Raw genomic sequence first — 26,494 nt, forward strand, 5'->3', positions numbered from 1 at the left:
CCGGGGCGGGACCGTCCGCGCGGGCGCCCCGGCGGCGGTGTCAGCGCAGGCCGCTGCTGCCCTGGACGGCGCCGACCACCGCGGCGGTGAGGTTGTCGATGATCTCCTCCTCGCCGACCTCGGGGTGCTCCAGCCACCACTCCCCCGCCGCCTGGACCATGCCGACGACGGCGTGCGCGGTGATCTGGGCGAGCAGGCGGTCGCCGATGCGTCCCTCGCCGACCATCAGCTCGGCCAGCTCCTCGCCCATGCGGCGCACCATCATGCCGAGGTCGCTTCGGGTGCGCTGGTCCTCGGAGGTGGCCCGGTCCATGAGGAAGCGGTAGAGGTTGAGGTTCTGGGAGATCATCGACAGGTAGGCGCCGACCGTGGCGCGGGCGCGCACCTCGAACGCGGTGCCCCGGTGCAGCTCGTCGCGGATGCGCTCGATGAGCGGGTCGACGTGGCGGGCGGCCAGGGCGCGGTACAGGCCGCCCTTGTCGCCGAAGTGCCGGTAGAGGATGGGCTTGCTGATCCCGGCCTCGGCGGCGATGGCGAGCATGGAGGCGTCGGGGCCGTCGCGCTGAATGACCCGGTCCGCGGCGTCGAGGATGGCGCGGCGGCGCTCGGGGTCGCGTCCCCGGCCGCTCCCCCGGCCGCCGCGTCCGCGGGGCGCGGGCGGGGTACCCGCCGCGGCGGGGGCGTCGTCGCGGTCGGTCACGGGGGTCCGCCGCAGGTCTTCGTTGGCCACAACGTCCCACTTTAGGGGTTGCGGGGCGGTCGGGCGCCCCGCCCGGGGACGGGACCGGTCCGGGGCGGTCGGGCCCCGGTCCCGGAGGCGGGGCGGCCGGGGCGGCGGGGCGGCCGGGGCGGCGGGGCCCGCCGGGGGGCGGGCGGTCCCCGCCGCCCTGGACCGCCCGGGCCCGCTCCGCCCGGGTCAGGTGCGGACGGGTCAGGTGCGCAGGGCGATCCAGGTGGCCCACGCCCGGGCGAGGACGTCGCCGTCGGCGTCGTACAGGGCGCTGCCGGTGCGGATCTTGCGACCCTCGACGGACTCCAGGTACCCGGCGACGACGTGTGTCTCGCCGATCCGGGGCGCGCGCAGGGCCTGGACGGTGATGCGGCCCAGGACGGCGGGGCGGCCGACGACGTCGCTGGACCAGCCGCCGGGGCAGTCCAGCGCGGCCCACAGGTCGGGGGCGCCGACGGTGCCCGCGCCCTCGTCCAGGCCGGGGTGCGGGGTCCAGGTGCAGGCGACGGTGTTGCCGGCCCCGTCGGGGCCGCCGCCCGCGCGGACCCGCCCGGCGAACAGGCGCAGGCCCTCGCCCTGCGCGCGCTCGGGCCCGCAGCTGTAGCAGCGCGGGAAGGGGTGCGCCTCCAGGCCGGCGAAGCGGCGCTCGGCGTCCCGGGCCTGCTCGGGGCCGACCGGGGCTCCGGGGACCGCGGGCGCGGCGGGGACGGCGACCTCCTCGGCCTCGGCGACGAGGCGGGCCGCGGCGTCGGCGGCCGAGGGGTCCACGAGCCGCAGGGGCTCCCCGGCTCCCCCTTCCACGGTGAGCGGACGGCCCAGGGGCGGCGGGACGCGCAGGGTGACCTGCACGGCCGGGCCTCCGACGGCGGTGAGGCGGGAGGCCAGGAGGCCGGCGGTGTAACCGCCGTTGCCGGAGCCGTCGGGGCCGTTGCGGGTGGCGGGGACGGTCAGGGAGGGGGCGTCGTTGCCCGGGGTGGCGTGCATGGCCCCAGGGTAGGGGCCGGGCCTGCGCCGGCCCGCCCCGGGCCGCCGGGGCCGGGGGCAGGTCGGCGCGCCGCGGGTGTCCCGCTCCCGCGTGGAGGCCGGGGCCGGGCACCGGCGGCCCCGGTCAGTCGCCTTCGCGCAGGGCGTCGGCCGGCAGGGTGGCGGGCCAGTCCCCCAGGCTGCGGAAGTCGGTGTCGAGCAGCCCGACGCGGGGGTCGATCCGGTAGAGCAGCGACGGGGCGGGGTGGCGGCGGCGCACCCAGTCGACGTCCCGGTCGGTGATCATGTCGTCCACCCAGGCGAAGGGCCGTCCCGCGGCGTACTCGACCAGGGCTGCGGTCTTGAAGCAGAGCCCGTCCTCGGTGCTGGACCAGTGCGGCAGCTCCACCACCGGGAGCTCGGGCAGGCCCACGACGGGGCCGATCATCGTGTTGGCGTCGTGCTCCCAGGTGGTGGCCCACACCAGGGTGTAGGGCAGGGCGAGCAGGCTCTCGCCGTGGTCGGGCCGGAGCCACACCCGCAGCGGCTTGGGCGCGTCGCCCCAGCCGTCGGGGCGGAGGCGGTGGGTGGTGTACCCGTCGGGGCGGTTCCCGTTCGGGGCACGGAACGGGTTGAGGGGGCCGTCGACGTCGAGGAAGAGCAGGGGTGGGGACACGGGTCTCCTGTAGGGGGTGGATGGCGCACCGCCGCCCATCCTAGGGACGGACCGGCCCCGTTCCCAGGGCTTCGTCCCGCCGCCGCCGTCCGCGGACGGCGGCGGCGCGCAGCAGGCGGACGTACGGGCTCCAGCGCGCGGGGGCGCGGACGGTGCCGGTGAGGGCGTGCTCGGCGCGGTCCAGGCAGTCCTCCAGGAGGGCGTCGTGCAGGGGCCGGAACACCAGCGGCCAGGTGAGCAGGGCCGGGCCGTGCGCCCGGATGGCCAGCAGGTGGCGCAGCACGGCTCCGCCGCCGTCGGCGGGGCCGGCGGTGAACTCGTGGAACCCGTCGAACCCCCGCGGGGCCCGGAAGCGGAAGCGCACGCCGTGCCCGGGGGTGTACGCGGCGACCGTGTAGCGGACGGGTCCGTGCCCGCCCGCGGCGCCGACCGCCAGGGGCCGGTCCAGCCGCATGGCGGGCCAGCGGTCGGCGGGCCAGAGGGCGTCGTCGGGCGAGGCGAGCCCGTCGATCAGGGCCCCGGCCCGGTCGGGCGGCACCGGCAGGTGGCGCAGGTGCAGGTTGCGGACGCGCATTCGGTCGACGCTCCGATCGTATTGGAGGGTTCTCTCTAAAACCCAGTGGAGCATACAGTCGCCCCCATGGGAAGACCCGCACGCTTCGACTCCGGCGTCCTCGTGGCCGCCGCCACCGCACTGGCGGCCCGCGCGGGGCCCGGGGCGGTCACCATGGCGGCCGTGGCCAGGGAGGCGGGGGCGCCGAGCGGCTCGGTGTACCACCGGTTCCCGGGGCGCCCGGCGCTGCTGGCGGCGGTCCGGCTGGACGCGCTGGCCGACTTCCAGGAGGGGGTGCACGAGGCCCTGGCCGCGGAGGATCCGCTGGAGGCGGCGGTCGGCGCGGCCCGGCACGTGCTGTCGTGGAGCCGGGGGTCCCCGGACCGGGCGCGGGTCCTGCTGTACTCCGACGCGGATTTCGAGGCGCCGCGGTGGCCGGCCGCCGAGCGCGTGCGGCGGGACCGGGGCAACGCCCGGCTGGGAGCGGCGCTGGCGGGGGCGGCCGAGCGGCTGCGCGCCCCGGGGGAGGGCGCCGGGCCCGCGCTGGAGCGGGTGAGGACGGCGGTGGCCGACCTGCCCCTGGCGCTGGTGCGCCGGTACCTGGCCGACGGCGGCACCGTCCCGGCCCGGGCGGAGGAGGCCGCCGCGGACGCGGCGTACCGGCTGCTGGCGCCCCGGCCCTGAGCGCGGGGCACGGGGCGCGGGGGGCGGCGCCGGGCGGGGTCCCTCAGGACCAGTCGCCGCGGACCTCCAGGGCGCCGTCCGCCGCGATCAGGGTCGCGTTGCCGTCGTGGTCGTCGATGGTGCGGGGGCGCAGGGTGCCGTGGAACGCCGGGGTGGACACCCGGACGCGGTCGGGCGTGCGGGCGCGGAGGATGCGCAGCCCCCAGGGGGCGCCGGGGTCGGCCAGGTCCGCGGGGGCGGCCAGGTGGAGGGTGACGCCGGCGGGCGGTGCGCCCCCGTGCGAGGGGCGGTCGGCGGTGTAGGAGAACAGGCGCAGCGCGGCGGCGGAGGGCGCGTGGGCGATCTCCCCGTCCGGGGCGGCCCGTTGCGCCGGACCCCCCTCGTCCCCGCGCAGTTCGCGGGCGAGCCGCCGCGCCTCCACCAGCTCCTCGGCCCCGGAGGCGCGGGACACGCGGTCCAGGACCCGGTCGAAGTGCTCGGCCGTCTCGGCGCCGCCGCGGCGGACCCAGGCCAGCGCCAGCTCCCGGAAGGCGCGTTCGCGCCGGCCCCGGGTGGCGTGCGCCGCGGCGGCGGCGATCTCCGTCCCCGCTCCGGACAGGGAGCGGCACAGGGCGGAGACCGAGACCCCGATCGGGGCCGGGCTCCAGCCGGACGAGCGGATCCTGACCATGGTCCAGATCAGCAGGTGGCAGACGGCCCGGGCCGCGGGCCCGCCGACCTCCCCGCCGACGGGGACGGCGCCGCGCCCCCGCCGGCGGGCGGCCCGCGGCGGCTCCGCGGACGTCAGGAACAGCGGCAGTCCCTCGGCGGTGCACACCTGGAGGGTGGCGGCGGGACCGCGCAGCAGGCCGTCGCCGAAGGACACCGCGACACCGGAGTGGTCGCAGGCGAAGCGGGCGCCGGGGGCGGTGCGCGTGTCGAAGCGGACCTCCTCCACCTCGGGCAGGTGCACCACGAGTTCGACCGCCCGGTCCCCCTCATCCGGGCCGGCCGGGTCCCCCGCGGGCCCGGTGCGGGTGCGCTCGGCCGTGAGCGAGACCCGGGCGGTCAGCCGGGTGCCGCGCCGCTCCACCGACAGGGTGCTGACCGTGGCCGCGTCCAGGCGGTGGCCGGCGGCCAGGTCGTCGGCGACGCCGCCGGTCACCGGGACGACCGTCGGGCGGGGGCCGCCGGCGGCCTCCCGTGCGGGCCGGAGCAGCGGCTCCACGTCGTACCCGGCCTCGGCCGCGCTCGCCGCCATCCAGGAGCGGCGCGCCGGACCGAGGTCGGCCATCCACCGCAGGGCCCGGCGGGCGCGTCTGTCCCTGGCTCGGCGGGTGCGGCCCAGCGCGGAGACGAAGAGGGCACGCGTGTTGTTGTCCCAGACGTCGGCGGTGCCGCGGACGGCCTCCCGGTCGTAGAACCGGGCGTCGGCGGTGGCGTCCTCCATCTGGACGAGGGAGCGGTCCAGGAGTGCGCTCAGAACGGCCAGAGCGGACGGCGGGCGCGGGTCGGCGGGGGGTGCGGTGCCGGGCATACCCGGAATCCTGGCACATCCGGGGCGTCGGCACGAAGCGGAGGACGGCCCGCGCGGGGAGACCGCGGTAACAGTGGGCCGGGGAGGGCCGGCCGCCCCCGCGCCGGGGCGGCGGCGCGCCGTCCGCGGGCCCCCGGGCGGGCGGGGGCCGTGGACGGCTCCGGGGGCCGGGCTTCGGTGGCGGGCCCCGCCGCGCCGGGCGTTCGCCGTGCCGTACAGCCTCCGGGCCGCGCGTTCCCGGCGGGCCGGGGCCCAGGGCCCGGCAGGAGCACCGCGGTCGCAGGGCCCGGCGGGAACACCGGGTCTCGGGACGGGAGGACCGGTCGCGGGGCGGGTGCGGCGACGGGGAAACCCGCCGCATCCGCCCCGCGGTCCGGCGGACCCGGCGGGGCCGGGGACCACGGGTCCCCGTCGGAGCGCCCCGCCGGGCCGGTTCATGGGGGTGCGCGTGCGGCGCGGTCCGGAGCCGTGCGGCCCCTTCCCCCGCTACCGCTACCGGGCCGCGGACGGCCGGCGGGCCGTCCGCGGCGCGCCGCACGCGCCCGGGGGCGGCGCCGCCCCCGGAGGAGCGTCAGCGCACGGGGAGCCCGGTGATGGTGCGGCCGATGATGAGCTTCTGGATCTCGCTGGCGCCCTCGAAGATGGTGAAGATGGTGGCGTCGCGGTGCCAGCGCTCCACGGGGTAGTCCCTCGTGTAGCCGTTCCCGCCGAGGATGCGCACGGCGTTCTGGGTCACGAAGGTCGCGGTCTCGCTGGCGTAGAGCTTGCTCATGGAGCCCTGCGCGCTGTCGAAGTCCTTGCCGTTGCGGGCCATCCACGCGGCGCGCCACACCAGCAGGCGGGCGGCGTCGATGCGGGTGGCCATCTCGGCGAGGAGGAAGGCCACACCCTGGTTCTCGCCGATGGGCCTGCCGAACTGCTCCCTCTGGGTGGAGTACTCCAGGGCGTACTCGTAGGCGGCGCGGGCGCAGCCCACGGCCATGGCGCCGACGGTGGGCCGGGAGGCCTCGAAGGTCTTCATGGCGGCCTGCCCCTTGGAGCGCCGCCCCTCGCGGGCGCGGGCGAGGCGCTCGTCGAGCTTCTCCTTGCCGCCCAGCAGGCACGCGCCGGGGACGCGCACGTCGTCCAGGACGACCTCGGCGGTGTGGGAGGCGCGGATGCCGTGCTTGGCGAACTTCTGGCCCTGGGAGAGGCCCGGGGTGTGCGGGGGGACGATGAAGGTGGCCTGGCCGCGCGAGCCGAGTTCGGGGTCCACGGAGGCGACGACGACGTGGACGTCGGCGATGCCGCCGTTGGTGGCCCAGGTCTTGGTGCCGTTGAGCACCCACTCGTCCTTGGCCGCGTCGTACACGGCGCGGGTCCGGATGGCGGACACGTCGCTGCCCGCGTCGGGCTCGGAGGAGCAGAACGCGGCGAGCCGGATGTCGTCGGCGGTGCCGAACATCTGCGGCGTCCACTCGAAGACCTGCTCCTGGGTTCCGTTGGCGGCGACGGAGACGGCGGCCAGGCCGGTGCCGGTGATGGCCAGCGCGATGCCGGGGTCGCCCCAGAAGAGCTCCTCGAAGGCGACCGGGATGCCCAGTCCGCTGGGCTCCAGCCACTGGTTGGCGAAGAAGTCGAGCGAGTACAGGCCGATCTTGGCGGCCTCCTGGATGATCGGCCAGGGGGTCTCCTCCCGCTCGTCCCACTCGGCGGCGGCGGGGCGGATGACGTCGGCGGCGAACCCGTGGACCCAGTCCCGGACCTCGCGGATGTCCTCGCTCGGTTCCAGGCTGAAGGCGGGCGCGGTGGCCTCACTCATGCGCTTACATCCTTTGTCGGACCCTCCGGGGGAGGAGGGGGAGATCAGATCGTGTTACCAACGGTAACACCACGAGAGGGCGGACACAATCGCCGACCCCGGCCACGGGGGGACCGGAGGGGGAGGGCGCGGGAAGGACACGCGAAGCCGGGGGCGGGGCCCCGGCGGGACGACGGCGCACCGGCCGCGGTCCGGCGGAGGGCAACCCGGCGGGACGCGGAGGGGCGCGCCCCCTCCGCGTCCCGACCCCGGGTCAGTCGTCGTGCGCGTAGTTCTCCAGGAACGTGTAGACGTCGTGCTCGTCCACGCCGGGGAAGGTCCCCGAGGGCAGCGCCGACAGCACGTGGGAGTGGGCGCGGGCCGACGGCCACACGTTGCCCTCCCAGCGGGCGGCCATCTCCGCGGGCGGGCGCACGCAGCACTCGCCGCCGGGGCAGTTGGACTTGGTGCGGTTGGTGGTCTCCCGCCCGCGGAACCAGCGCGACTCCTTGTAGGGCACGCCCAGGGTGATGGCGAAGTTGCGCTCCCGGCTGGGGTCGACGTGCGCCACGCACCAGTGGGTGCCGTTGGGCTTGTCCGTGTACTGGTAGTAGATCGAGTACCGGTCCGGCGAGGCGAACACCTGGCGGCCCGACCACTGGCGGCACATGCGCTGTCCCTCGATGGCACCGGTCTCGTCGGTGGGGAAGACCAGACCGTCGTTCTCGTAGGCCTTGTAGATGATGCCGGTCTCGTCGTTGCGGATGAAGTGGCAGACCAGGTCCAGGTGGCGGTAGGCCAGGTTGGTGAACCGGTGGGCCGCCATCTCGTAGGACACCGAGTAGACGTCGCGCAGGTCCTCGACCGACAGGTCGCGGGCGTGCTTGGCCTCCTGGAGGTAGGTGACCGCGGTGGACTCGGGGATGAGGACGGCCGCCGCGAAGTAGTTGGCCTCCACCCGCTGGCGCAGGAAGTCGCCGAAGTCCCGGGGGCGCTGGTGGCCCAGCACGACGTGGCCCAGCGTCTGGAGGAGGATCGTGCGCGGGCTGTGCATGCCCAGGGTGGTCTCGCGCTTGAGGTAGATGCGCCGGTTGACGTGGTCGGTGAGGGAGCGCACCGAGCGGGGCAGGTCCTGGACGTAGCGCAGGCTGAAGCCGTGGTGGGTGGCGATGGCGAGGATCTGGCCCTGGGAGAGCGCGCCGGCGCCGTAGTTGACGGCGTCGAGGGTCTCGGCGGCGGCCTTCTCGATCTGCTCGAAGTAGTTGCCGCGCTCGCGCATCTGGCGGCGCAGGTCGGCGTTGGCCCGGCGGGCCTCCTCGGGGGTGGCGGTGGGCTTGGCGCTGCGGCGCTTGAGCTCGTCGTACAGGCCCACGATGTGTTCGAGCACGTCGTTGGGGACCCGCTTGCCGACCTTGAGGTGCGGCAGGTTGAGGGTCTGGTAGACGGGGTCGCGCTGCGCCTCCTCGACCGCGATCTCCAGCTGCGCGCGCCGGCTGGGGGGCTGCTTGGAGAGGAGCTCCTCAACGGAGACGCCCAGGGCGGAGGCGAGGGACGTGAGGAGGGAGAGCTTGGGCTCGCGTTTGCCGTTCTCCAGCAGGGAGAGCTGAGAGGGGGCCCTGCCCACGCGTTCTCCCAGGTCGGAGAGGGTCATGCCGCGGGCCCGGCGCAGATGACGGAGCCGCTGGCCAAAGGTGACGAGATCTAGGTCACCTGTCAAAGACGGTATTTCTTCAGCACCAAAGTACGCCATGCGTTCATGGTACGGAAAGAAACGATGATCTTCACCCGATTTCGTGTGGAAAAGACTGGGATCTTCGCCAAGAATCATGGTTACCGGCGGGGAACTTACCGCCCAGGGCTCACCCCCTGGCCCCGGGCAGGGCCTCCCCTCGACCGGTGCGAACACCTTGGGGACTACACGTAAGGCGGGAACTCACATGGGCACCAGTGCTCGACGACAGGAAGCCAGCGCGGCACTCCAGCGGGAGTGGGAGACCGACCCCCGGTGGGCCGGGATCGAGCGCACCTACTCCGCCGACCAGGTGGTCAAGCTGCGCGGCTCGGTCGCCGAGGAGCACACGCTGGCCCGCCTGGGCGCCGAGCGGCTCTGGAAGCTGCTGCACACCGAGGACTACGTCAACAGCCTGGGCGCCCTCACCGGCAACCAGGCCGTCCAGCAGGTCCGCGCGGGCCTCAAGGCCATCTACCTCTCCGGGTGGCAGGTCGCGGCCGACGCCAACCTGTCGGGCAACACCTACCCGGACCAGAGCCTCTACCCGGCCAACTCCGTCCCGGCCGTCGTCCGCCGCATCAACAACGCCCTGATGCGCGCCGACCAGATCACCTGGGCCGAGGGCGACGACAGCGCCCCGCACTGGCTGGCCCCGATCGTCGCCGACGCCGAGGCCGGGTTCGGCGGCGTCCTCAACGCCTACGAGCTGATGCGCGGCATGATCGCCTCCGGCGCCGCGGGCGTGCACTGGGAGGACCAGCTGGCCTCCGAGAAGAAGTGCGGCCACCTGGGCGGCAAGGTCCTCATCCCCACCGGCCAGCACGTCAAGACGCTGAACGCGGCGCGCCTGGCCGCCGACGTGGCCGGCGTCCCCTCGCTGGTCATCGCCCGCACCGACGCGCAGGCAGCCACGCTGATCACCAGCGACGTCGACGAGCGCGACCTGCCCTTCGTCACCGGCGAGCGCACCGCCGAGGGCTTCTACCGCTTCCGCAACGGCGTCGACGCCTGCGTCGCCCGCGGCCTGGCCTACGCCCCGCACTCCGACCTGCTCTGGATGGAGACCGCGACGCCGGACCTGGAGGTCGCCCGCGACTTCGCCGAGCGCATCAAGGCGGAGTACCCGGACCAGATGCTGGCCTACAACTGCTCGCCGTCCTTCAACTGGAAGCGGCACCTGGACGACGCGACCATCGCGAAGTTCCAGCGCGAGCTGGGCCACATGGGCTACAAGTTCCAGTTCATCACCCTGGCGGGCTTCCACTCGCTCAACCACTCGATGTTCAACCTGGCCAAGGGCTACGCCCAGAACGGGATGACCTCGTACGTCGAGCTGCAGGAGGCCGAGTTCGCGTCGGAGGCCGACGGCTACACCGCGACCCGCCACCAGCGCGAGGTCGGCACCGGCTACTTCGACACGATCAGCACGACCATCGCACCCGAGGCCAGCACCACGGCTCTCACCGGCTCCACAGAAGAAGACCAGTTCTCAGCGGCTCACTGACCCTGGTCTTCTCTTCCCAGGCGGTCGGCCCTCCCCGCTTTCGTGGCTGGGGCGGGGCGGGCCGACCGCCGCCCCCGGCCGTCGGCCGTGCGCGACCGTGTCACACGCGCACGGCCGGCGGCCTGCCCGCGGCCGCTCCCCCCACGGGGGGCGGCCACCGCCGTTCCCCGGCGGGTGGCCGGACACGGCCGCGTTCGCCCCGCGGCCCGGCGGTCGGGCCTAGGGTGAACGCCGTACGGGCCGGACCCGGCCCGGCGGAGGAGATGCGGAGGGACCCGTGACACTTCCCGACACCCCGCGGCGCCCGTGGTGGGCGTCGCTGCGCGCGCTGCTGGCCGCCCTGACGCTGGCGGGCGCCGTCACGCTGGGCGCCACGGCCTGCGACTTCGGCGACGGAGACGACGATGACGCCGAGCAGGGCCAGGAGGACGGCGGCAACGGCGACGACGAGGGCGATGACGACGGCGATGACGGTGACGGTGACGGCGGGGACGATGACGACGACTGACCCGCGGTCCCCCGCGCGCTGAGCGCACACCGCAGCGGCACATGCCCGGTGCCGACCGGTGCGCCCCGCACCGGCCGGCACCGGCGCGGGCCCGCGCGGCGGCCGACCCGGTTCCGGACCGGGCGGCGCGTCCGGGGCCGGGCACGCGGTGCACCGGTCGGCGTGCGCCACCGGACCGGTGGCCGCCGACGGGCCCGCGCGCGGCGGATCGGCGTCGCTTCCGCCCCGGCCGCACACGCCCCGACCTGCGGACGCCGGGGGTGCGCGGGGCGCGTAGATTGCGTTGCGTGAGAGACGAGATGCACGCCGACCGGCACCCGCCCGAGGACACCCCCGCCGCCGGGGACGCCCCGGCGCCCGAGACCGCCCCGGAGCCCGCGACACCGGCCGCCGGCCCCGGTCTCGCCCTGCCCGGCGCGACCACCCTGCGCTGGGAGATCGCGTGCCTGCTCGTGCTGTCCCTGGGCGCCTCGGCGGTGTCGGCGCTCATCTCGTTCCTGGGCGTGCTCACCGCGCCCGAGGCCCTGGCCGAGCACACCGCCAGCCTGGTGCGCCCCCAGGCCGACCAGCGCCCGTGGCTGGACCTGTCCTGGCAGCTGTACCGGGTGGCGGTGGGGCTGGCCCCGGTGCTGCTGGCCGGGTACCTGCTGCACCGCTCCGCCGAGTCGGTGCGCACCATCGGGTTCGACCTGCGCCGCCCCGGGTTCGACCTGGGGTCGGGGGCCGTGCTGGCGGCCCTGATCGGCACGGGCGGCCTGGCCGTCTACGTGGTGTCGTGGCAGCTGGGCATGACCGTCACCATCGCCCCCAGCGCCCTGGAGGGCAACTGGTGGGACGTCCCCGTGCTCGTCCTCCAGGCCGCCAAGAACGGGATCCTGGAAGAGGTCATCGTCGTCGGCTACCTGCTGCACCGGCTGGGGCAGCTGGGCTGGACGCCGTGGAAGGCGGTGGTGGCCAGCTCGGTGCTGCGCGCCTTCTACCACCTGTACCAGGGCGTGGGCATGTTCTTCGGCAACCTGGTCATGGGGCTGGTGTTCGGCTGGTTCTACCACCGCTACGGCCGGGTGATGCCGCTGGTGGTGGCGCACACCGTCATCGACATCGTGGCGTTCGTGGGCTCGGTGTACCTGATCGGCCGCCTGGACTGGCTGCCCTCCTAGCATCCCGGGCCCCGGCTGCGTCGGCGGTACGGAGCGGGGACGCGGGGGGACCTCCCCGGCCGTCCCGCGCCGCGCGCACGGCCGGGGTCCCCGACCGCGTCCCGGTCCGGGAGCGGACGCCCTCCCCGCGGCCTGAAACGAGGTGCGCGCCCCCGCCGCGGGACCCGCCCGGCGGGCTCTCCGTGGCACGCGGGGACGGGCTCCGGGCGGGCGGTACCCCTCCACCCGGGACCGGGGCACCAGCGGACCGTTCTCCCCTGGATGCCCCGGACGTGGAGCCATCGCCCTTTTCCGGAGGGTCTCGGGCATTGCGCCCCGCGCGCGGAGGCGGGGCGGCCCGCCGCCCGTGTCGCGGGCGGTCCGGACGCGGTCCGCGGCGGATGATGGGCGCGCGGCCCGGGCGCCGGCTCCCCTCGGGGGCCTGCGCGGCGGCGTCCGCACCCGACCCGTCACCCTGGAACGGAGCGCCCATGACGGCCGCCGGAGTCCTGCTCGCCGCCGCCCTGACCACCGCATTGGCCACCGCATTGGCCACCGCACCGGCCGCCGTCCCGGCCCCGGCCGCCGGCGGGGACGCGCCCCCGCCCTCCTACCGGCACAACACCTTCGAGCGCCCCGCCGCGGGCGGCGCCTACACCCTGGAGGACTGGGCGCGGGACGGATGGGTGGCCAACCGCGACTCGGGCCTGGAGGAGCGCACCCTCATCGACGACTCGATCGCCCACGGAGGTGAGAAGTCGCTGCGCGTCCACTACCCCGCGGGCAGGATCGGGGCGGGGGAGTCCGGTGCGTTGGCGCGGTTCCAGCTCGCCCCCGGGCGCGAGTACCACCTGTCCTTCTGGGCCCGCTTCAGCGAGGACTTCAGCTGGGGGACCACCTCGTTCGGCGGCAAGGTGGGGTTCGGGCTGAGCGGGGGCCCGGGGTGCTCGGGCAAGCAGACGTGCGACGGCCACAACGGCTACAGCTCGCGGGTGGTCTGGGGCCGCGACGGCGAGGCGGCGCTGTACTACTACCACATGGACAAGAAGGGCGAGGCCGGGGACAGGGTGCCCCTGCGCGCCGATGGCGAGGTGATCCACCACCCCCGGGGCGCGTGGGTGCACATCGCCCAGCGCCTGCGGGTCAACACGGTGACCGGCGGCACGGCCAACCCCGACGGGGAGATCGAGGCGTTCTACAACGGGCGCCCCGCCGCGCTGGTCACCGGCCTGCGCCTGGTGAGCAACGACGACCTGGTGGACGGCGCGCCCCTGTCCACCTTCTTCGGCGGCTCCACCGAGGGGTTCGCGCCGGCCCACGACGGCTACATCTGGTACGACGACCTGAAGGTGTCCACCTCGCGCGCCGACATCTGCGAGCTCGACGGCACCTGCACGTGACCCCGCGGCGTCACGGGGCCGGGGCCCGGCCTCAGGACCCGTCGGCGGGCGCGCGGCGGGCGTCGCGGGCGGCGAGGGCGTCCTCCAGGTAGCGGGGGCGCCCCAGCAGCCAGCCGGCCGCGAGGTTGCCCAGGACCAGCACCAGGACCAGCAGCAGCGGCGCGTGCCACCCGCCGGAAAGCTCGTGGAGCAGACCGAACAGGAAGGGCCCCGCCCCGCCCATGAGGTAGCCCAGGCTCTGGCTGGTGGCCGACAGCGCCGCCGTCCCCTCGCCGGTGCGGGTGCGCAGCGCGAACGAGGTGAGGGCGTACACGAAGCTGCCCATGCCGACGCCGATCAGGGTGGTCCACACCCACACGCCGCCCAGCGGCGAGAACCACAGGCCGGCCAGGCCGGCGATGTAGGCGAGCCCGAACAGCAGCACGAACGGCCGCTGGTCGCGCACCCGGGTCAGCAGGGTGGGCATGACCAGGGACATGGGGATGCCCAGCAGGGTCAGGTAGGACAGGGCGAGCCCGGCGCCCTGGGCGGTCATCCCCTCGTCGCGCAGCATCTGCGCGTACCAGCCGAACATGATGTAGGCGATCGAGGACTGGGTGCCGAAGTACAGCATCGCCTGGAGGCCGACGCCGGTGGAGAGCACCCGGCGAAAGCCCAGCGCCAGGGAGCCGTCGCCCGCGGCGGGCTGGTGGCGCAGGGTGAGCAGCCACGGCAGGGCGGCGGCCAGGCCGAACAGGGCGTAGACGCCCAGGGCGATCCGCCACTGCCCGGTCGACTCGTACAGGGGCACGGTGGCCGCGGCGGCGATGGTGGTGCCCAGGGCCAGGGCCGTGGTGTACACGGTGGTCATCAGCCCGACCCGGTGCGGGAAGTGCTGCTTGACCAGGGCGGGGAGGATGACGTTGCCGACCGCGCCGCCGGACAGCGCCAGCACGCTCAGGCCCAGGAACGCGGCCGGGGAGCCGACCAGGGCGCGTCCGGCCAGCCCGGCGGTGACCGCGGCCAGGGCCAGCAGCAGGAGCCGGTGCGACCCGAGCCGGCGGGCCAGGCCGGGGGTGAGCCCGCCGAAGAGGGCGAAGCTGAGCACGGGCAGGGTGGTGAGGACTCCGGCGCCCACGGCGGTCATGCCCAGCCCGGAGGTGACCTCGCCGAGCAGGGGGCCCACGCTCGTGATGGCGGTGCGCAGGTTGAGCGCCGCCAGGGCGATGCCCGCGGCGATGAGGAGGAGGGCCCCGGCGCCGGGGCGGGCGGGGGCGTTCCGGTCCTGGGAGGAAGGGTTCATGGCGCTGCTTCGGGGAACGACTCGGGTACTCATGTAGGGCGGCTCACATATTCATAGGATGACCCGATGTACTGCATGAGGATAACGCATTGACGTCCGGGACCGATTCCCGCGCGGGTCTGGTCTAAGCTCCGGCTTTAACCGAGCCGCACCCGTACGCTGGCCCTGTCATCCGGCGACCCGCCCCTAGGAGGTAAAAGCGTGCCCCTCGCCTCGACACGCCGGACCGGTCTCGTAGACCAGGTCATCAGTCAGTTACGAGCCCAGATCGACTCCGGTGAGTGGGGCGTCGGCGACCGCATCCCCACCGAGTCGGAGCTCTCCGAACAGCTGGAGGTGGGCCGCAACACGGTGCGCGAGGCCGTGCGCGCCCTCGCCCACGCGGGCCTGCTGGAGATCCGCCAGGGGGCGGGCACGTTCGTGCGCGCCTCCAGCGAGCTCGGCGGCGCCCTGCGCCGCCGCCTGGAGCGCTCGCGCCTGCGCGAGAACCTGGAGGTGCGCCGCGCCCTGGAGGTGGAGGCGGCCCGCCTGGCGGCGCTGCGCCACACCGAGGAGGACATGGCCGAGATCGACCGGGCCATGGCCCTGCGCGAGTCGACCTGGCGCGAGCGGGACATGAGCGCGTTCGTGGAGGCCGACTTCGCGTTCCACCGCGCGGTGGTCAACGCCACCCACAACACGCTGCTCATCGACCTGTACGACGACATCGCGCAGGTGGTGTACGCGAGCATCGCGCACACGGCCTACGAGCAGAACGAGGGCGAGGAGGCCGAGCACGGGCCCTCGGGCGACGGCATCGACCACTCCAAGCTCACCGAGGCGCTGCGGGAGTCCGACCAGGTGGCGGCGGTCCGCGAGGCCACCTGCTACATCGACGAGCTGCTCTCGCTGACCGAGGACTGAGACGGGCCCGGTGCCGGGCGCGGCGGCCCCGGCCCGGGAGCGTCCCCTTCCCGGGGTCGCCGCGCGCCCTGGAGCGGGGCACGCCGCGGGTCGCACGCGCCCCCGTCCGCCGCGCCCGGGGGCCCGACGTCCACGCAGGCCCGACCGGGCACCGTGCGCGCCGCGACCGCACGACCCGACCACGGGACGCCGCACGACCGGGAAGGCCCCCGGAGGAGACCGCGGCCCCACCCGCACGGGTCCACCAGACCAGGCGCCCCCCGCACGCGACGCAGAGGGCCCGCGGACCACCGATCGGCACCCGGCCGGGAAGACCCCGGCCACGGGGCGCCGCCTGCCCCCGCAGGCCCCACCGCGCACCGGGCACCCCACCGGCGCGGCACCGCGGAACGGGTGCGCGGGGACGGGTGCCACAGGCGGGGCCCCTGTTCCTTCCGGGGCGGGTGGGGCGCAGGGTTCGTGCGTCCGATGGGGCACAAGTTTTTTCCGGGGCCGGTGGGGCACCCGGTGCGTGTACGCCTCAGTCGCGGTAGGAGTCGCCGACCGCGGGGCGGGGCGACAGCCGCGACCGTCCCTGGTCGCCCGCGCCGCCGCGGCCCGGTGCCTCCCGGAGGGAGCCCAGGCTGCGGGGGCGCGCCCCGGCCCGCCGGGTCCGGCCGTCCGGGCCGCCCTCCCAGCCGCTGACCCGGGACGGGTCCAGGCCGAGCAGGTCCAGCGTGCTCTCCCCCGCGCACACCGCGTCGATGATCTCCTGCTCGCGGGTGATGCTGTCCATCGTCTCGGTGATGATGGCGCTCACCTGGCCCCGGGGCAGGCACACGACGCCGTCGTCGTCGGCCGCGATCCAGTCGCCGCGGCGCACCGCGAGCGGCACCGGGCCGACGGCGGTCATGGTGACCTGGTCCCCGACGGAGCCGCCCGCCTCGGGGCGCGCCTCGCGCACCGCGACCCCCGTGCCGAACACCGGCAGCCCGCAGCGGGCGATGGCGGCGACGTCGCGCACGCACCCGTCCAGCACGATGCCACCCAGCCCGCGGGCCCGGGCCGCCACCGCGAGGATCTCGTCGACGTAGCCGTACTCGGACTCCCCGGAGACGTCGACGACCAGCGCCGAGCCGGGGGGCGCCTGGGCGACCGCGACGTGGAGGGCGAGGTTGTCGCCGGGGGCGCAGCGCACCGGGAAGGCGGTCGCGGCGAAGGACGCTCCGGGCCAGACGGAGAAGAGGTGCGTTCCGAAGGGGCGGCCCCCGCACCTGGCCAGTGCCACCGTTCCCACAGCAGTCAGTGTGTCCGCAAGCGCCACGTCGACCTCCCACTCCACCCGCGCCCGGTGAGGCCGGCTCGGACCGGCCCCTTCCATACTCACCGGTAACTTAAGCGTGACGCAAGGCGTACGGGAGGGAAACACGTAAAAATGCTACCGGTGGTTACATTTCGGCCGGACTCGGGTCGGCGCCGACGGGGCGACGCGGGCGGTCCGGGGCGCGCCCGGCTCCCGGCCGACGGCCGCCGCCGTCCCTAGCCGGGTATCCACTCCAGCGCCCGGTCCCCCTCCCTGCGCTCCTTGCGCACCGACAGGTGCTCCCATGTCTCCACGTGCGCCACGCCCTGGGTGGAGCGGACGGCCTCCAGCCCCTCCACCAGGCGGCAGCGGTCGGGCGCGGTGAGCGTCCCGACGACGTCGTAGCGGCCGAACCCGCTGGCCAGGAACGACACCCGGGCCATGTTGGCCAGCACCGTCCCCAGCGCCTCGGCGTCCCCGCGGCAGCGCAGCCCGAACCCCAGCTGCTCGTTGGCGCCCAGAGCCGTGGGCTCCACGATCGCGGTCACGTGGATGACCCCCGAGTCCAGCAGGCGCACCACCCGGGACCGGGCCGCCGCCTGGGACAGCCCCACCTGGCGCGCGAGGTCCGCGTACGAGGCGCGGCCGTCGCGCAGCAGGCGGCGGACCAGCCGCCAGTCCAGGGCGTCCAGCTCCACGTCGCGCAGTTCGCGCACGCTGCTGTGGGCGTCCTTGAACACCGACCCGGCCCGGAAGACCTCCGCGCCGTCCACCCCCGGCAGCGAGCGCAGCTCGGCCAGCTCCTTGGTCAGGGCGGCGTCGTCGGCCACCCGCACCTGGGCGACGGCCGGGAACCTGCCCGCCGACTGCGCGGCGAAGGTCACCGCCTCGCGCTCCCCCAGGGCGTCCAGCAGCGGCCCCACCGGGCCGGTGACACGGAACGACACGTGGCCGAGGACCTCCATGCCCACCACGCCGGCGTGCAGGACGCCGACGATCCTGATCGCCCCCGACTGGACCAGTTGGCGCACCCGGGCGCGCACCGCCGTACGTGAGAGGCCGACCCCGTCGGCCAGTGCCTGGAACGTCGCTCTGCCGTCCCCCTGCAACGCGCGCATCAGCGCCGCGTCAACCGCATCGAGCACAATGGTGCCTTTCGTTCCCATGTCGCCGCCCTCCCCCGGGCGGCGCCCCCTCCTGCGGCCAGATCATCGCAGCTGCGACGCCGCCGTCACTACCGATCGAGAAAGAAATCGGCTGATTCACCCCTTTGAGCGGCCGAGAGGGCTCATCAATGCCCCATCGAATGCGTGAACAGCACATAACAGACTTGTATAGAACATCCCTAATGGGGGAGTAGCCGTGCACACAACTCCGGCAAAGCGCCACACTGATCTCACGTGTCGGCGCGACACACCCGGGGGCGTTCCGCACCCCGCGGCGGAGGCGGCCGGCCCTGACGATGGGATCCGGTTCGCCACAGGCCCCCGTGTGGCCCACCGTGTTCCCTCCCGGACACCCCCGTCGGGAGGTACGGACCTGCTCGACCGCGGTGCTCCATGACCGCGAACGGCGCTCCGACGGGGAACAATGGACATTACGGGGCCGGAAGGCCGTCCCCTGGAGAGGAAGCGTCGGTGGCAGCGGAGGACGAGCAACAGGACGGGGCGCCCGCGCGCCCGAGCACGGCCGGGGCCCTGTTGTGGACCGCCGCGGCGGTCCCCCTTCCGGGCATCGCCCACCTGCGGATGCGCCGCAGATGGGCGGGCGGGGCCATCCTCGGCCTGTACCTGGTGGGACTGGCGGCCCTGGTGGTGTGGGCGGTGAGGCTGGGCGGCTCCGACGCGGGGACCCTGACCTCCATGGCGGGCATGGCCCTGCGCAGCAGCTGGCTGATGACCGCGATGGGCGTCGTGTTCGTCGTCGCGGTGCTGTGGCTGACCGTCATCGTGCACTCGTGGGTGATCACCCGCCCGCGGCAGGCGACGACGGGCGCGCGGCTGCTCAGCGGCGCCGTGGTGGTGCTGCTCTGCCTGACGGTGGCCGCGCCCTCGGCGCTGGCCCTGCACGGCGGGTACACGGCCTACGGTGCGCTGAACAGCATCTTCGGCGGCCCCGAGCGCGACGACCTGCCGCCGCACGACGCCGCCGACCCCTGGGACGGGGCGGACCGGGTGAACGTGCTGATGATCGGCTCGGACTCCGCCGACAACCGGTACGGCGTGCGCACCGACACGATGATCGTGGTCAGCATGGACCCGCACACCGGCGCGGCCGTGCTGGTCGGCCTGCCCCGCAACCTGGAGAACGTGCGGTTCCCCGAGGGCAGCGCGCTGGCGGAGCGCTACCCCGAGCCCTACGGGTTCGACCTGCTGCTCAACGACGTCTACCAGACCGTCGCCGAGGAGCCCGACGAGCTGGCGGTCAACCCGCACGTGCCCGACCCCTCGGCCGACACCCTCAAGTCGGTCATCGGACACAACCTGGGCCTGGACATCTCCTACTACGCGATGGTCGACATGATGGGCTTCCGGGACCTCATCGACGCCATCGGCGGCATCCGGGTGACGATCGAGGAGCCCATCCCCTACGGCGTGCACGGCGGCGTGCTGGAGCCGGGGGTGCGGGTGCTCGACGGCCACGAGGCGCTCTGGTACGGGCGCTCCCGGGTGAACAGCGACGACTACGGGCGGATGGGGCGCCAGGGCTGCCTCATCAAGTACGTGGCCGAGCAGGTCGCGCCCACCACCGTCCTGACCAGCTACCGGGAGCTGGCCGGGGCCACCCAGCGGACGCTGACCACGGACATCCCGCAGTCCAAGGTGCCCGCGTTCGTGGAGCTGGCGGACCTGGTGACCGACACCGGCGAGATGAGCACGCTCCAGCTGTCGCCGCCGCAGGTCAACACTGCCAGCCCGGACTGGGACGCGATCCGCGCCCTGGTCGCCGAGGCGATCGCGGTGGAGGTGGACGGCGACGAGCTGCCCACCACCGACCCGAGCCCCTCCGACCCGGCCGTGCCGGGCGAGGAGGAGGCCGCGGAGGAGACGGGCGAGGAGCGCACCGAGTGGCAGGAGTACACCGGCCTGGACGAGGAGGCCCCGGCCGACCCGGGCCGCCAGGTGGGCGAGGACGCCAGCGACCTGAGCGCGCTGTGCCCCTGACCGTGTGAGGTTCTCGGAGGGCGCCGACCGGCGGTTGCGGTCGGCGCCCTCCGGCGTTACGGACACCGGGCGGGGCGCACGGGAAAGGCCGCTGCCCGCCGGGACCCGGTGTGAAACCGCGGACACCGCGGGTGACCGGTGTCGGTCAGCCCGCGCCGATCCGTTGCCCGCTCCCCCGGCCCGTGTGACCCTGGCGCCGTGACCTCCGCTCAGGTTCTGACCCTCGTCGCGCTGGGCGCCTTCCACGGCCTGCATCCGGGCATGGGGTGGATGCTGGCGACCGCGCGGGGCCTCCAGGAGGGCGGTCGCGGAGCGGTGCTGCGCGCGCTGCCCCCGATCGCCGCCGGCCACGCGGTGAGCGTCGCGGCGGCCGCGGTGGCGATCACCGTCACCGGCTCGCTGACCGCGTCCGTGCTCTTCCCCGTGGTCGGGGGCGGGGTGATCGTGGTGGTGGGGCTGGTGATGCTGCTGTGGCGGCGCCACGCGCACCGGACGGAGATCCGGCTGCCGCCCTGGCAGCTGGCGGCCTGGTCGTTCGTGATGGCGTCGGCGCACGGCGCGGGGCTGATGCTCATGCCGGTGCTGGCGGGGCGAACGTCCCACGAGGGCATGGGCCACGGCGGCGGCCACGCGGGCCACGGCGCCGCCGCCGGCGGGGACGCGGATGCCCCGGGAACGGGCGCAGACGCACCGGGCACGTCCGCCCCGGACGTCGCGCCGGGGCAGGTGTGGGACCTGTGGGACGCCACGGTCACCGGGCTGTTCGCCGCGGGCGTGCACACGGCGGCGATGCTGGCCGCCTGCGCCGCCGCCGCGCTGATCGCGCACGATTTCCTCGGGGTCCGCGCGCTGGGGTGGAAGGGCGTCACCATGGACCGGATCTGGGCCGCGACCCTGCTGGTGGGCGGCCTGTTCGTGCTCTGGTCGGTGCGCTGAGCGCGTCCCCGGCCCCGCGTTCACGGGAGTGGATGCACGCCGATGTGGGGAAAATGTCCATTGTGCCGGAAATCTGAGCGACCCCTGGGGAGTTGACCACTCAGGAACCCGCGCCGGACGGCCACCGTCCGGCACGAGCGAAGGGCACAAGGGCCATGGCACACAGACCCGTACGACCTGGACGCCGCTGGAACGGGGTCGTCCTGTCCGTGGGCATCCTCATCGTCCTCGGCGTCCTCGCCGCCCTGGGCGCGCGCTGGCTCGTCCAGCGCGACGCCCCCCTGCCGATCTCCACGCCCTGGGGCCCCGAGTGCTCCGCGTGGGTCGGCGAGGAGACCGTCCCCCTCGAACGCGAGCAGGCCCGCCGCGCCACCACGGCGGCGGCCGTCATCGCCCAGGGCGACGACGCGCCCGTCGAGGCGCCCGACACCGGCGACATCCCGCAGGAGGTGATGGACGTCCTGGTGGACGGACCCGAGGACGACGCCGGCCCCTCCCTGACCTGCCGCTCCACCAAGAACCCCGACCTGCGCCCGGAGGACGAGGAGCCCTCGGGGCTGACCCCCCGGGCCGAGCGGCTCAAGGAGTCGGTGGAGGAGCACTTCGCGGAGCCGAGCCTGGGCGGGTTCGTGCCCGGCGGCTACGACACCGGCCACGGCGAGGGGTCGGCGCACTACGAGGGGCGGGCGCTGGACATCTTCTACCGCCCGGTGAACGAGGACAACCGGCGCGCGGGCTGGATCATGGCGCACTGGCTGATCGCGCACGCGCCCGAGCACGACATCGACGTGATCATCTTCGACGACCGCATCTGGAGCACCTACTTCCCGTCGCTGGGGTGGCGCGACTACGAGGCCGACCCCGACAACGAGATCCTGCGGCACCTGGACCACGTGCACGTGGACGTGCAGGCCGGCGAGGAGCCCGCCGGGGAGGGCTGACCGCCGGCGGACGCGCGCGGCCGGGCGGAGCCCGCCCGGCCGCGGCGCCGCCGCCCGGGCTACCCCTGCGGCTCCTCCAGCCGGAAGCCGACCTTGAGGCCCACCTGGAAGTGCGCGACGCGGCCGTCCTCGATGTGGCCGCGGATCTCGGTGACCTCGAACCAGTCCAGTTCGCGCAGCGTGGTGGACGCCCGTTCGATGCCGTTGTTGATCGCGTTGGCGACGCTGTCGGGCGAGGTGCCGACGATCTCGGTGACCCGGTAGGTGTGGCCGGACATGTGGACCCCCTGAGTGATCGGTTGCGCGCGGCCCCGCGGGGCCGTCCCCGCTCACCTGCCTCCCCATATTCCCCGGCCGCCACACCGCACCCTTCCGTGACCGCGCCCCCGGAGAAGGGATCGGAGGCGCCGCTTGACCCGGTACGGATAAGGACTTTGGGCCTTGTCGGGATTTCCGTTACCAGGACGGTACGGACGTCTCCTCCGTCACGTTCCCTGACCCCCTCAGAAAAGGGGATATAAGACCTGACCTGGGACTTAAGTCCTTCGGGCGTCGGGACTCTCCCGAGACAACGTCGTAACTGACTCTTGACGTACCCCCGGGGGTGTCGGTGTACATTGGGTCTTGGCGCTCCGGTCCCCCGTCGGAGCGCGGGACGATGTTTCGAGCCCCCGTCGGAACATCGCATGCGACGCCGGGTGGTTTGCCCCCGTAGCCACCCGGCGTCGCCTTTTCTCTTTTCCGGGCCGGGTCCCCTACCCTGCCGTTGCCGCCCTCGGACCGGGCGGGACGCGAATCTCACAGGGGGCGACCATGGGTGGTACCGAGCGGACCGAGGCCGTGATCTGCTCGCGGCGCGACTGCCGCGGGACGGCGGTGTGGGCCCTGGTGTGGAACAACCCCAAGCTGCACACCCCCGACCGGCGCAAGGTGTGGACCGCGTGCGACGAGCACCGCGCCTACCTGGAGAACTTTCTCGGGCTGCGCGGTTTCCTGCGCGAGACCGTCCCCCTGGACGAGCTGGAGAACTGACCGGGGGCTCCCCGCCTGCCCGGAGGCCCCGTCCACAGGCGCGGGCGGCGCCCTGGCGGGGGCGGGGCGGCGCGGGGTAGCGCCGGTTCGGGGGATCTGGCCCGGCCGTCGGCGGTGCTCAGGGCCCCCGACATCCCTTCTCCGCCGCCACCGCCCGGAACCGCCACCCCGTCCGTTCCGGCCGGCGCCCGGTCAGTCCAGGGCCATCCGGTGGGCGGCCACGCGCAGGGCCGGGTCGCCCAGTCCCGCGACGCGGGCGAGCAGGGCGGGCCAGGGGGCCGGCCAGCCGCGGCGACGGGCCGCCTGGCCGGCCAGGTCCAGGACCATGCGCCCCGCGTGCGACCGGACGCGGGGATCGGACCCGGCGCCGTCCAGGAACCGGTCGCAGAACTCGGGCAGCCGGTCCTCGTCCGCGGCCAGCCTCAGCTTCAGGGCGGCGATCCGGTACCGGTCCGCGCCGTCGACGGGCGGGTGCGAGCGCAGGTACCGCAGCACCAGGTCCGCGGCCTCCCCCGGCCCGGTGTCCCCCGCCTCGGCCCCCTCCGGCCCCTGCGGGTCGATGCGGGCGCTCAGCCGGTCCAGCAGCAGGCCCGAGACCTCCGGCCCGTACTCCTCCCGCTCCCCCAGGAGCGGCAGGACCCGCTCGACCGCTCCGTCGTCGCGCGGCGTGCGCACCGCCCCCCGGAAGGCGTTCACCACCCGCACCAGCCGGCGGTGCGCCGTGTCCTCCTCCGGGGGCACCGGGACGGGCGCCGCCCGGGGGACCCGGGCGAGCAGGCGCTCCACCACCTCCGGGGCCCGGTCCAGGGCCTCGCCCCGCAGCCACAGGACCCGGATCCCGGCGAGCGAGCGGGCGAAGGCGTCCCCCGGCTCGCACAGCCCCTCGACCAGCGCACCGAGCCCGCCGCCGGAGCCCCAGGGCAGCCAGCGGACCGTCCAGTGGCGGAGCCTCCAGTGCTCCGTGTCGGGGTCGGGCAGGCCGCCGACCAGCTCCGCCATCGCCGCCCGGTGCCGGGGCGGGCACCGGTCGGGCCCCGGCGCCAGGAGGGCCAGGTGCAGCTCGGCCTCCGTGAAGGACGGGGCGTGCGCGACCAGGGCCGGGAGCGCGTCCGGATCGTCCAGGCAGCGGACCAGCGAGGCCACCACCGCGGCGCGCACGTCGCGGTGCAGGCCCGGGGTGTCCAGCGCCCGGACCAGCGCAGCGACCGACCCCGGGGAGCGGTGCCGCGCGAGCAGGCGCGCCGCCGTCTTGCGGACGGTGACCTTGGCGGGCCCCCGCAGGGTGCGGGCCAGGGCGGGGACCAGGGCCGAGGGCGGCTCGGCCAGGGCCCGGCGCGACAGTGCGGGGGCCGCGGCCCGCGACCGTGGGCCGTCGGCGCCGCGCAGGACGAGGTCCAGGGTGCGGTCGCCGCAGCGCCCCAGGGCGGACAGCGCCGCCTCGCGCAGGACCACGTCGTCGCCGTCCAGGTGGGGCCGCAACCGGTGCGCCGTGCGGGGCAGGTCGCCCAGCCGGAGCAGGGCCCGCTCCCGGGCGTCGACGCCGGCGGACGGATCGTCCGCCAGGGCCGCCAGGCGGTCGGCCAGGGCCGAGGTCAGGCGGGCCGGCCAGCGGCGGGCCGAGCGCCGGTCCGCGTCGGGGACCCGGGAGGGCGCGGCGGCCAGGACCGCCAGGACCTCGTCCGTGGGCCGTGTCCGGACCAGCCGCGGCCACACCCCGGGCAGGGCGGCGGCGGCCGGGTCGGCCTCGGCCAGGTCCCGGGCCCGGTCCGCGGCGTCCGGTCCGGACAGGTACGCCCGCGCCGCCCGCGCCGCGTCCCGCGGTCCGGCCTCCAGCGCGGCAGCGCGCAGGTGCGCGCCCAGCTCCGGGAGGCCGTGGGCCCGGCGGCCCAGCTCGCGGGCCACCAGGACGGCGGGCGCGTGCTCGCCGCGGGCGCGGGCGGCCTCCAGCGCCGGGGCGAGCCGCCGGTACAGGTCGGCCTCCGCCCCGGCGGGCAGCACCTGGTCCAGGTGCGGTTCGGGGCGGGGATCGGCGTTCCACCGCCGCCGCGCGCTCCACCAGGGCGGGGCGGCACGGGGGCGCCCGTGCTCCCCCAGCCCGTCCGCGCCGAACCTCTCCACCAGGCGGGCGTACACCTCCAGGGACCAGGCGCGGGCCCGCGGGCCGCAGGCGGGGTGGCGCAGCAGGCGGCCCGCGATGTCGCGCAGGGCCCGGCGGGTGTCCGCGCCCGCGTCGCGGCTGTGCACCGTGTCGTCGAGCAGCCGCTCCAGGGCGGGCAGGGCGGCGGTGAGCAGCGGGACGGGCAGGGCCGCCGCCGAGCGGAGCAGGGCGCGGCGCACCGGGTCGCGCTCGGCGCGCGCCCGTTCGGCCCGCTCCAGCAGGACACCGGAGACCGTCTCCGGGTCCCCCGTGCGCCCGGCCGCGGCCACCAGGGCCGCCAGGCCGCGGGCGCGCCGCCGGGCGTCGCCGGAGGAGGCGGCGTCGGCCAGGGTGCCCGCGACCTCGGTGTAGGGCAGGAACGCCAGGGCGTCCAGCTCCAGGTCGGGGTCGGCGTGCCGGGTCCGCCACCGCCCGGCGCTGCGGATCCCCTCCAGGGCCTCCCGCGCCCGCTCCCGCGCCGCGTCCGGCGGCAGCAGGTCGAGGTAGCGCAGGACCGCCTCGGGGGCGGACCGGAGCCGGCCGGTGAGGTAGCGCTCCACGTAGCGGGTGCGCAGCGGGGGCTCCATGGCCCGCAGGACGGTGCGCGCGGCGTCGGGGTGCGAGCGCATGACGCGCAGCAGCGAGCGGACCCGGCGGTCGCCGAAGGGGGTCGCCGGGTAGCGCGAGGGGTAGTGGTCGGTGCCGCGGTCCCCGCCGCCCTCCCGGACGCGTGAGGCGTGCGGGAGGTCGCTCCGCGCCCGGCCCGGGAGGCGGTCGGCCAGCGCGGCGGCCTCGGCGGGCCGGACCGGGTCGAGCGCGTGCAGGGCCCGCCGGTCCGGGGCGTCGCCCAGGGTGCGCAGGTACGCGGCGAGGGTGTCGGGCAGGCGCCGGGCGAACCGGCGCCAGGACCGCACGGCGTGGGCCAGGTCGGGCAGGTGGTCGGCGACGGTCCCCGCGGAGCAGGCCGGGAGGAGCACGGCGGCCTCCGGGGCGCCGTGGTCGCGCAGGACGGCGGGCAGCAGCCGGTCGGCCAGGGCGGTGCGGCGGGCGTGGAACAGGGCGCGGTACAGCGCGTGCCGCAGGTCGGCGGGGGCGTCGTGCAGGGCGGGAGGGACCGCCGCGTCCGGGACCGGGAGCGTGCGGACGGCGCGCAGGGCTCCGCGGCGCAGGTCGGGATGGGGCGAGGCGAGGTGGCGGGCGACCGCGTCGAGGTCGCGGGACACCAGGGCCAGGTGGGAGGCGAACGCCCGTTGGGCGTGCGGGGCGAATCCGGTCCCCCGCACGTGGCCCTCCAGGTCGCGGACGGCCCCGGAGAGTTCGGGGGTGCCCGCGCGGCGGCGGGCGAAGTGCGCCAGTGCGCGCGTCCGCGCGGCGCAGGAGAGGGGTTCGACGGTGGACAGCAGTCGGCGGGCCGACGCCTGCGTCGGCTCGGTGGGGCTCAACGGCCCGGGCGGAGTCCGCCCTTCCTGATCGTCATGGCGCTCATCATGGGGGACGCGGCGGCCGTTCCGCAAGTCCGTCCGGGCCCGGGCACGGCGGCGGACGCCGCCTCCCGGGCCGGCGGGACCCGCGCTTGACCCCGTCGCGGCGTCAGGGTCTGTACTCGTTCCGGGGAGGTGCTCCGGCCCGGTC

At 75.7% G+C, this 26,494-nt stretch carries 22 protein-coding genes; 10 read left to right on the forward strand and 12 right to left on the reverse strand.

Translation table 11 applies throughout. The features are described 5' to 3' along the window. Window positions 1-40: 40 nt before the first annotated feature. The 4 genes from BUE45_RS09295 to BUE45_RS09310 all read right to left on the reverse strand — a co-directional run bounded on the left by BUE45_RS09295 (window position 41) and on the right by BUE45_RS09310 (window position 2,943). Window positions 41-730 carry a TetR/AcrR family transcriptional regulator gene (locus BUE45_RS09295; protein WP_073377731.1) on the reverse strand — a complete coding sequence of 230 codons (690 nt, stop codon included), beginning with the start codon at window positions 728-730 and terminating at the stop codon, window positions 41-43. Between the two features lie 201 nt (window positions 731-931). Then, on the reverse strand, window positions 932-1,714 hold the full coding sequence (locus BUE45_RS09300) for a hypothetical protein (RefSeq protein ID WP_073377733.1): 783 nt from the start codon (window positions 1,712-1,714) through the stop codon (window positions 932-934). 124 nt (window positions 1,715-1,838) lie between these two features. After that, entirely contained in the window at window positions 1,839-2,369 is a 531-nt protein-coding gene (locus BUE45_RS09305) for an HAD domain-containing protein (RefSeq protein WP_245832930.1), read from the reverse strand. Window positions 2,370-2,409: 40 nt separating this feature from the next. Further along, a complete protein-coding gene (locus BUE45_RS09310) occupies window positions 2,410-2,943 on the reverse strand; it encodes a hypothetical protein (RefSeq protein WP_073377738.1) in 534 nt (177 codons plus the stop codon). A 66-nt stretch (window positions 2,944-3,009) separates the two neighbouring features. On the opposite strand from BUE45_RS09310, the gene BUE45_RS09315 reads away from it, so the two are divergent. Beyond that, window positions 3,010-3,606: a TetR/AcrR family transcriptional regulator gene (locus tag BUE45_RS09315; RefSeq protein WP_073377740.1), complete on the forward strand. Its 597-nt coding sequence runs from the start codon at window positions 3,010-3,012 to the stop codon at window positions 3,604-3,606. A 43-nt stretch (window positions 3,607-3,649) separates the two neighbouring features. Here BUE45_RS09315 and BUE45_RS09320 read toward each other — a convergent pair whose 3' ends face one another. The 3 genes from BUE45_RS09320 to BUE45_RS09330 form a co-directional block, all read right to left on the reverse strand. Then, window positions 3,650-5,122 (reverse strand): hypothetical protein, encoded by a 1,473-nt coding sequence (locus tag BUE45_RS09320; RefSeq protein ID WP_073377742.1) that lies wholly within the window; start codon window positions 5,120-5,122, stop codon window positions 3,650-3,652. A 571-nt stretch (window positions 5,123-5,693) separates the two neighbouring features. Further along, window positions 5,694-6,923, reverse strand: a complete 1,230-nt coding sequence (locus BUE45_RS09325; protein WP_073377744.1) for an acyl-CoA dehydrogenase family protein — start codon at window positions 6,921-6,923, stop codon at window positions 5,694-5,696. A 253-nt stretch (window positions 6,924-7,176) separates the two neighbouring features. Beyond that, complete coding sequence (locus tag BUE45_RS09330; RefSeq protein WP_073377746.1) at window positions 7,177-8,619, reverse strand: helix-turn-helix domain-containing protein; 1,443 nt, start codon at window positions 8,617-8,619, stop codon at window positions 7,177-7,179. A gap of 220 nt (window positions 8,620-8,839) precedes the next feature. On the opposite strand from BUE45_RS09330, the gene aceA reads away from it, so the two are divergent. The 4 genes from aceA to BUE45_RS09350 all read left to right on the forward strand — a co-directional run bounded on the left by aceA (window position 8,840) and on the right by BUE45_RS09350 (window position 13,185). Continuing rightward, window positions 8,840-10,138: an isocitrate lyase gene (aceA, locus tag BUE45_RS09335; RefSeq protein ID WP_073377748.1), complete on the forward strand. Its 1,299-nt coding sequence runs from the start codon at window positions 8,840-8,842 to the stop codon at window positions 10,136-10,138. 277 nt (window positions 10,139-10,415) lie between these two features. After that, window positions 10,416-10,646: a hypothetical protein gene (locus tag BUE45_RS31765; protein WP_073377750.1), complete on the forward strand. Its 231-nt coding sequence runs from the start codon at window positions 10,416-10,418 to the stop codon at window positions 10,644-10,646. Between the two features lie 299 nt (window positions 10,647-10,945). Beyond that, window positions 10,946-11,806, forward strand: a complete 861-nt coding sequence (locus BUE45_RS09345) for a CPBP family intramembrane glutamic endopeptidase (protein WP_084737085.1) — start codon at window positions 10,946-10,948, stop codon at window positions 11,804-11,806. 470 nt (window positions 11,807-12,276) lie between these two features. Further along, window positions 12,277-13,185, forward strand: a complete 909-nt coding sequence (locus tag BUE45_RS09350) for a polysaccharide lyase (RefSeq protein WP_073377752.1) — start codon at window positions 12,277-12,279, stop codon at window positions 13,183-13,185. A 31-nt stretch (window positions 13,186-13,216) separates the two neighbouring features. On the opposite strand, the gene BUE45_RS09355 is transcribed toward BUE45_RS09350, so the two are convergent. Continuing rightward, window positions 13,217-14,500, reverse strand: coding sequence for a CynX/NimT family MFS transporter (locus BUE45_RS09355; protein ID WP_084737087.1), 1,284 nt, complete (start codon window positions 14,498-14,500; stop codon window positions 13,217-13,219). 168 nt (window positions 14,501-14,668) lie between these two features. Here BUE45_RS09355 and BUE45_RS09360 point away from each other — a divergent pair, with 168 nt between their 5' ends. Next, window positions 14,669-15,370, forward strand: a complete 702-nt coding sequence (locus tag BUE45_RS09360; RefSeq protein ID WP_073377757.1) for a FadR/GntR family transcriptional regulator — start codon at window positions 14,669-14,671, stop codon at window positions 15,368-15,370. 520 nt (window positions 15,371-15,890) lie between these two features. Here the strand turns inward: BUE45_RS09360 and BUE45_RS09365 are convergent. Further along, window positions 15,891-16,646: an RraA family protein gene (locus BUE45_RS09365; RefSeq protein WP_073377759.1), complete on the reverse strand. Its 756-nt coding sequence runs from the start codon at window positions 16,644-16,646 to the stop codon at window positions 15,891-15,893. A gap of 242 nt (window positions 16,647-16,888) precedes the next feature. After that, window positions 16,889-17,797, reverse strand: coding sequence for an Lrp/AsnC family transcriptional regulator (locus BUE45_RS09370; RefSeq protein WP_073377761.1), 909 nt, complete (start codon window positions 17,795-17,797; stop codon window positions 16,889-16,891). 492 nt (window positions 17,798-18,289) lie between these two features. Between BUE45_RS09370 and BUE45_RS09375 the strand changes: the two genes are divergently transcribed. The 3 genes from BUE45_RS09375 to BUE45_RS09385 all read left to right on the forward strand — a co-directional run bounded on the left by BUE45_RS09375 (window position 18,290) and on the right by BUE45_RS09385 (window position 21,693). Beyond that, window positions 18,290-19,816, forward strand: coding sequence for an LCP family protein (locus tag BUE45_RS09375; RefSeq protein ID WP_073377763.1), 1,527 nt, complete (start codon window positions 18,290-18,292; stop codon window positions 19,814-19,816). A gap of 198 nt (window positions 19,817-20,014) precedes the next feature. Next, window positions 20,015-20,752 (forward strand): cell wall anchor protein, encoded by a 738-nt coding sequence (locus BUE45_RS09380; RefSeq protein WP_073377765.1) that lies wholly within the window; start codon window positions 20,015-20,017, stop codon window positions 20,750-20,752. A gap of 155 nt (window positions 20,753-20,907) precedes the next feature. Next, on the forward strand, window positions 20,908-21,693 hold the full coding sequence (locus BUE45_RS09385; RefSeq protein WP_073377767.1) for a VldE C-terminal domain-containing protein: 786 nt from the start codon (window positions 20,908-20,910) through the stop codon (window positions 21,691-21,693). 59 nt (window positions 21,694-21,752) lie between these two features. On the opposite strand, the gene BUE45_RS09390 is transcribed toward BUE45_RS09385, so the two are convergent. After that, window positions 21,753-21,971 carry a dodecin gene (locus BUE45_RS09390; protein ID WP_073377769.1) on the reverse strand — a complete coding sequence of 73 codons (219 nt, stop codon included), beginning with the start codon at window positions 21,969-21,971 and terminating at the stop codon, window positions 21,753-21,755. A 535-nt stretch (window positions 21,972-22,506) separates the two neighbouring features. Between BUE45_RS09390 and BUE45_RS09395 the strand changes: the two genes are divergently transcribed. Next, entirely contained in the window at window positions 22,507-22,725 is a 219-nt protein-coding gene (locus tag BUE45_RS09395; protein ID WP_073377771.1) for a hypothetical protein, read from the forward strand. A 192-nt stretch (window positions 22,726-22,917) separates the two neighbouring features. Here the strand turns inward: BUE45_RS09395 and BUE45_RS33790 are convergent, their stop codons facing one another. After that, window positions 22,918-26,304 (reverse strand): HEAT repeat domain-containing protein, encoded by a 3,387-nt coding sequence (locus tag BUE45_RS33790; protein WP_073377773.1) that lies wholly within the window; start codon window positions 26,302-26,304, stop codon window positions 22,918-22,920. Window positions 26,305-26,494 lie beyond the last annotated feature (190 nt).

This window comes from Nocardiopsis flavescens (assembly GCF_900141985.1).
Taxonomy (GTDB): domain Bacteria; phylum Actinomycetota; class Actinomycetes; order Streptosporangiales; family Streptosporangiaceae; genus Nocardiopsis; species Nocardiopsis flavescens.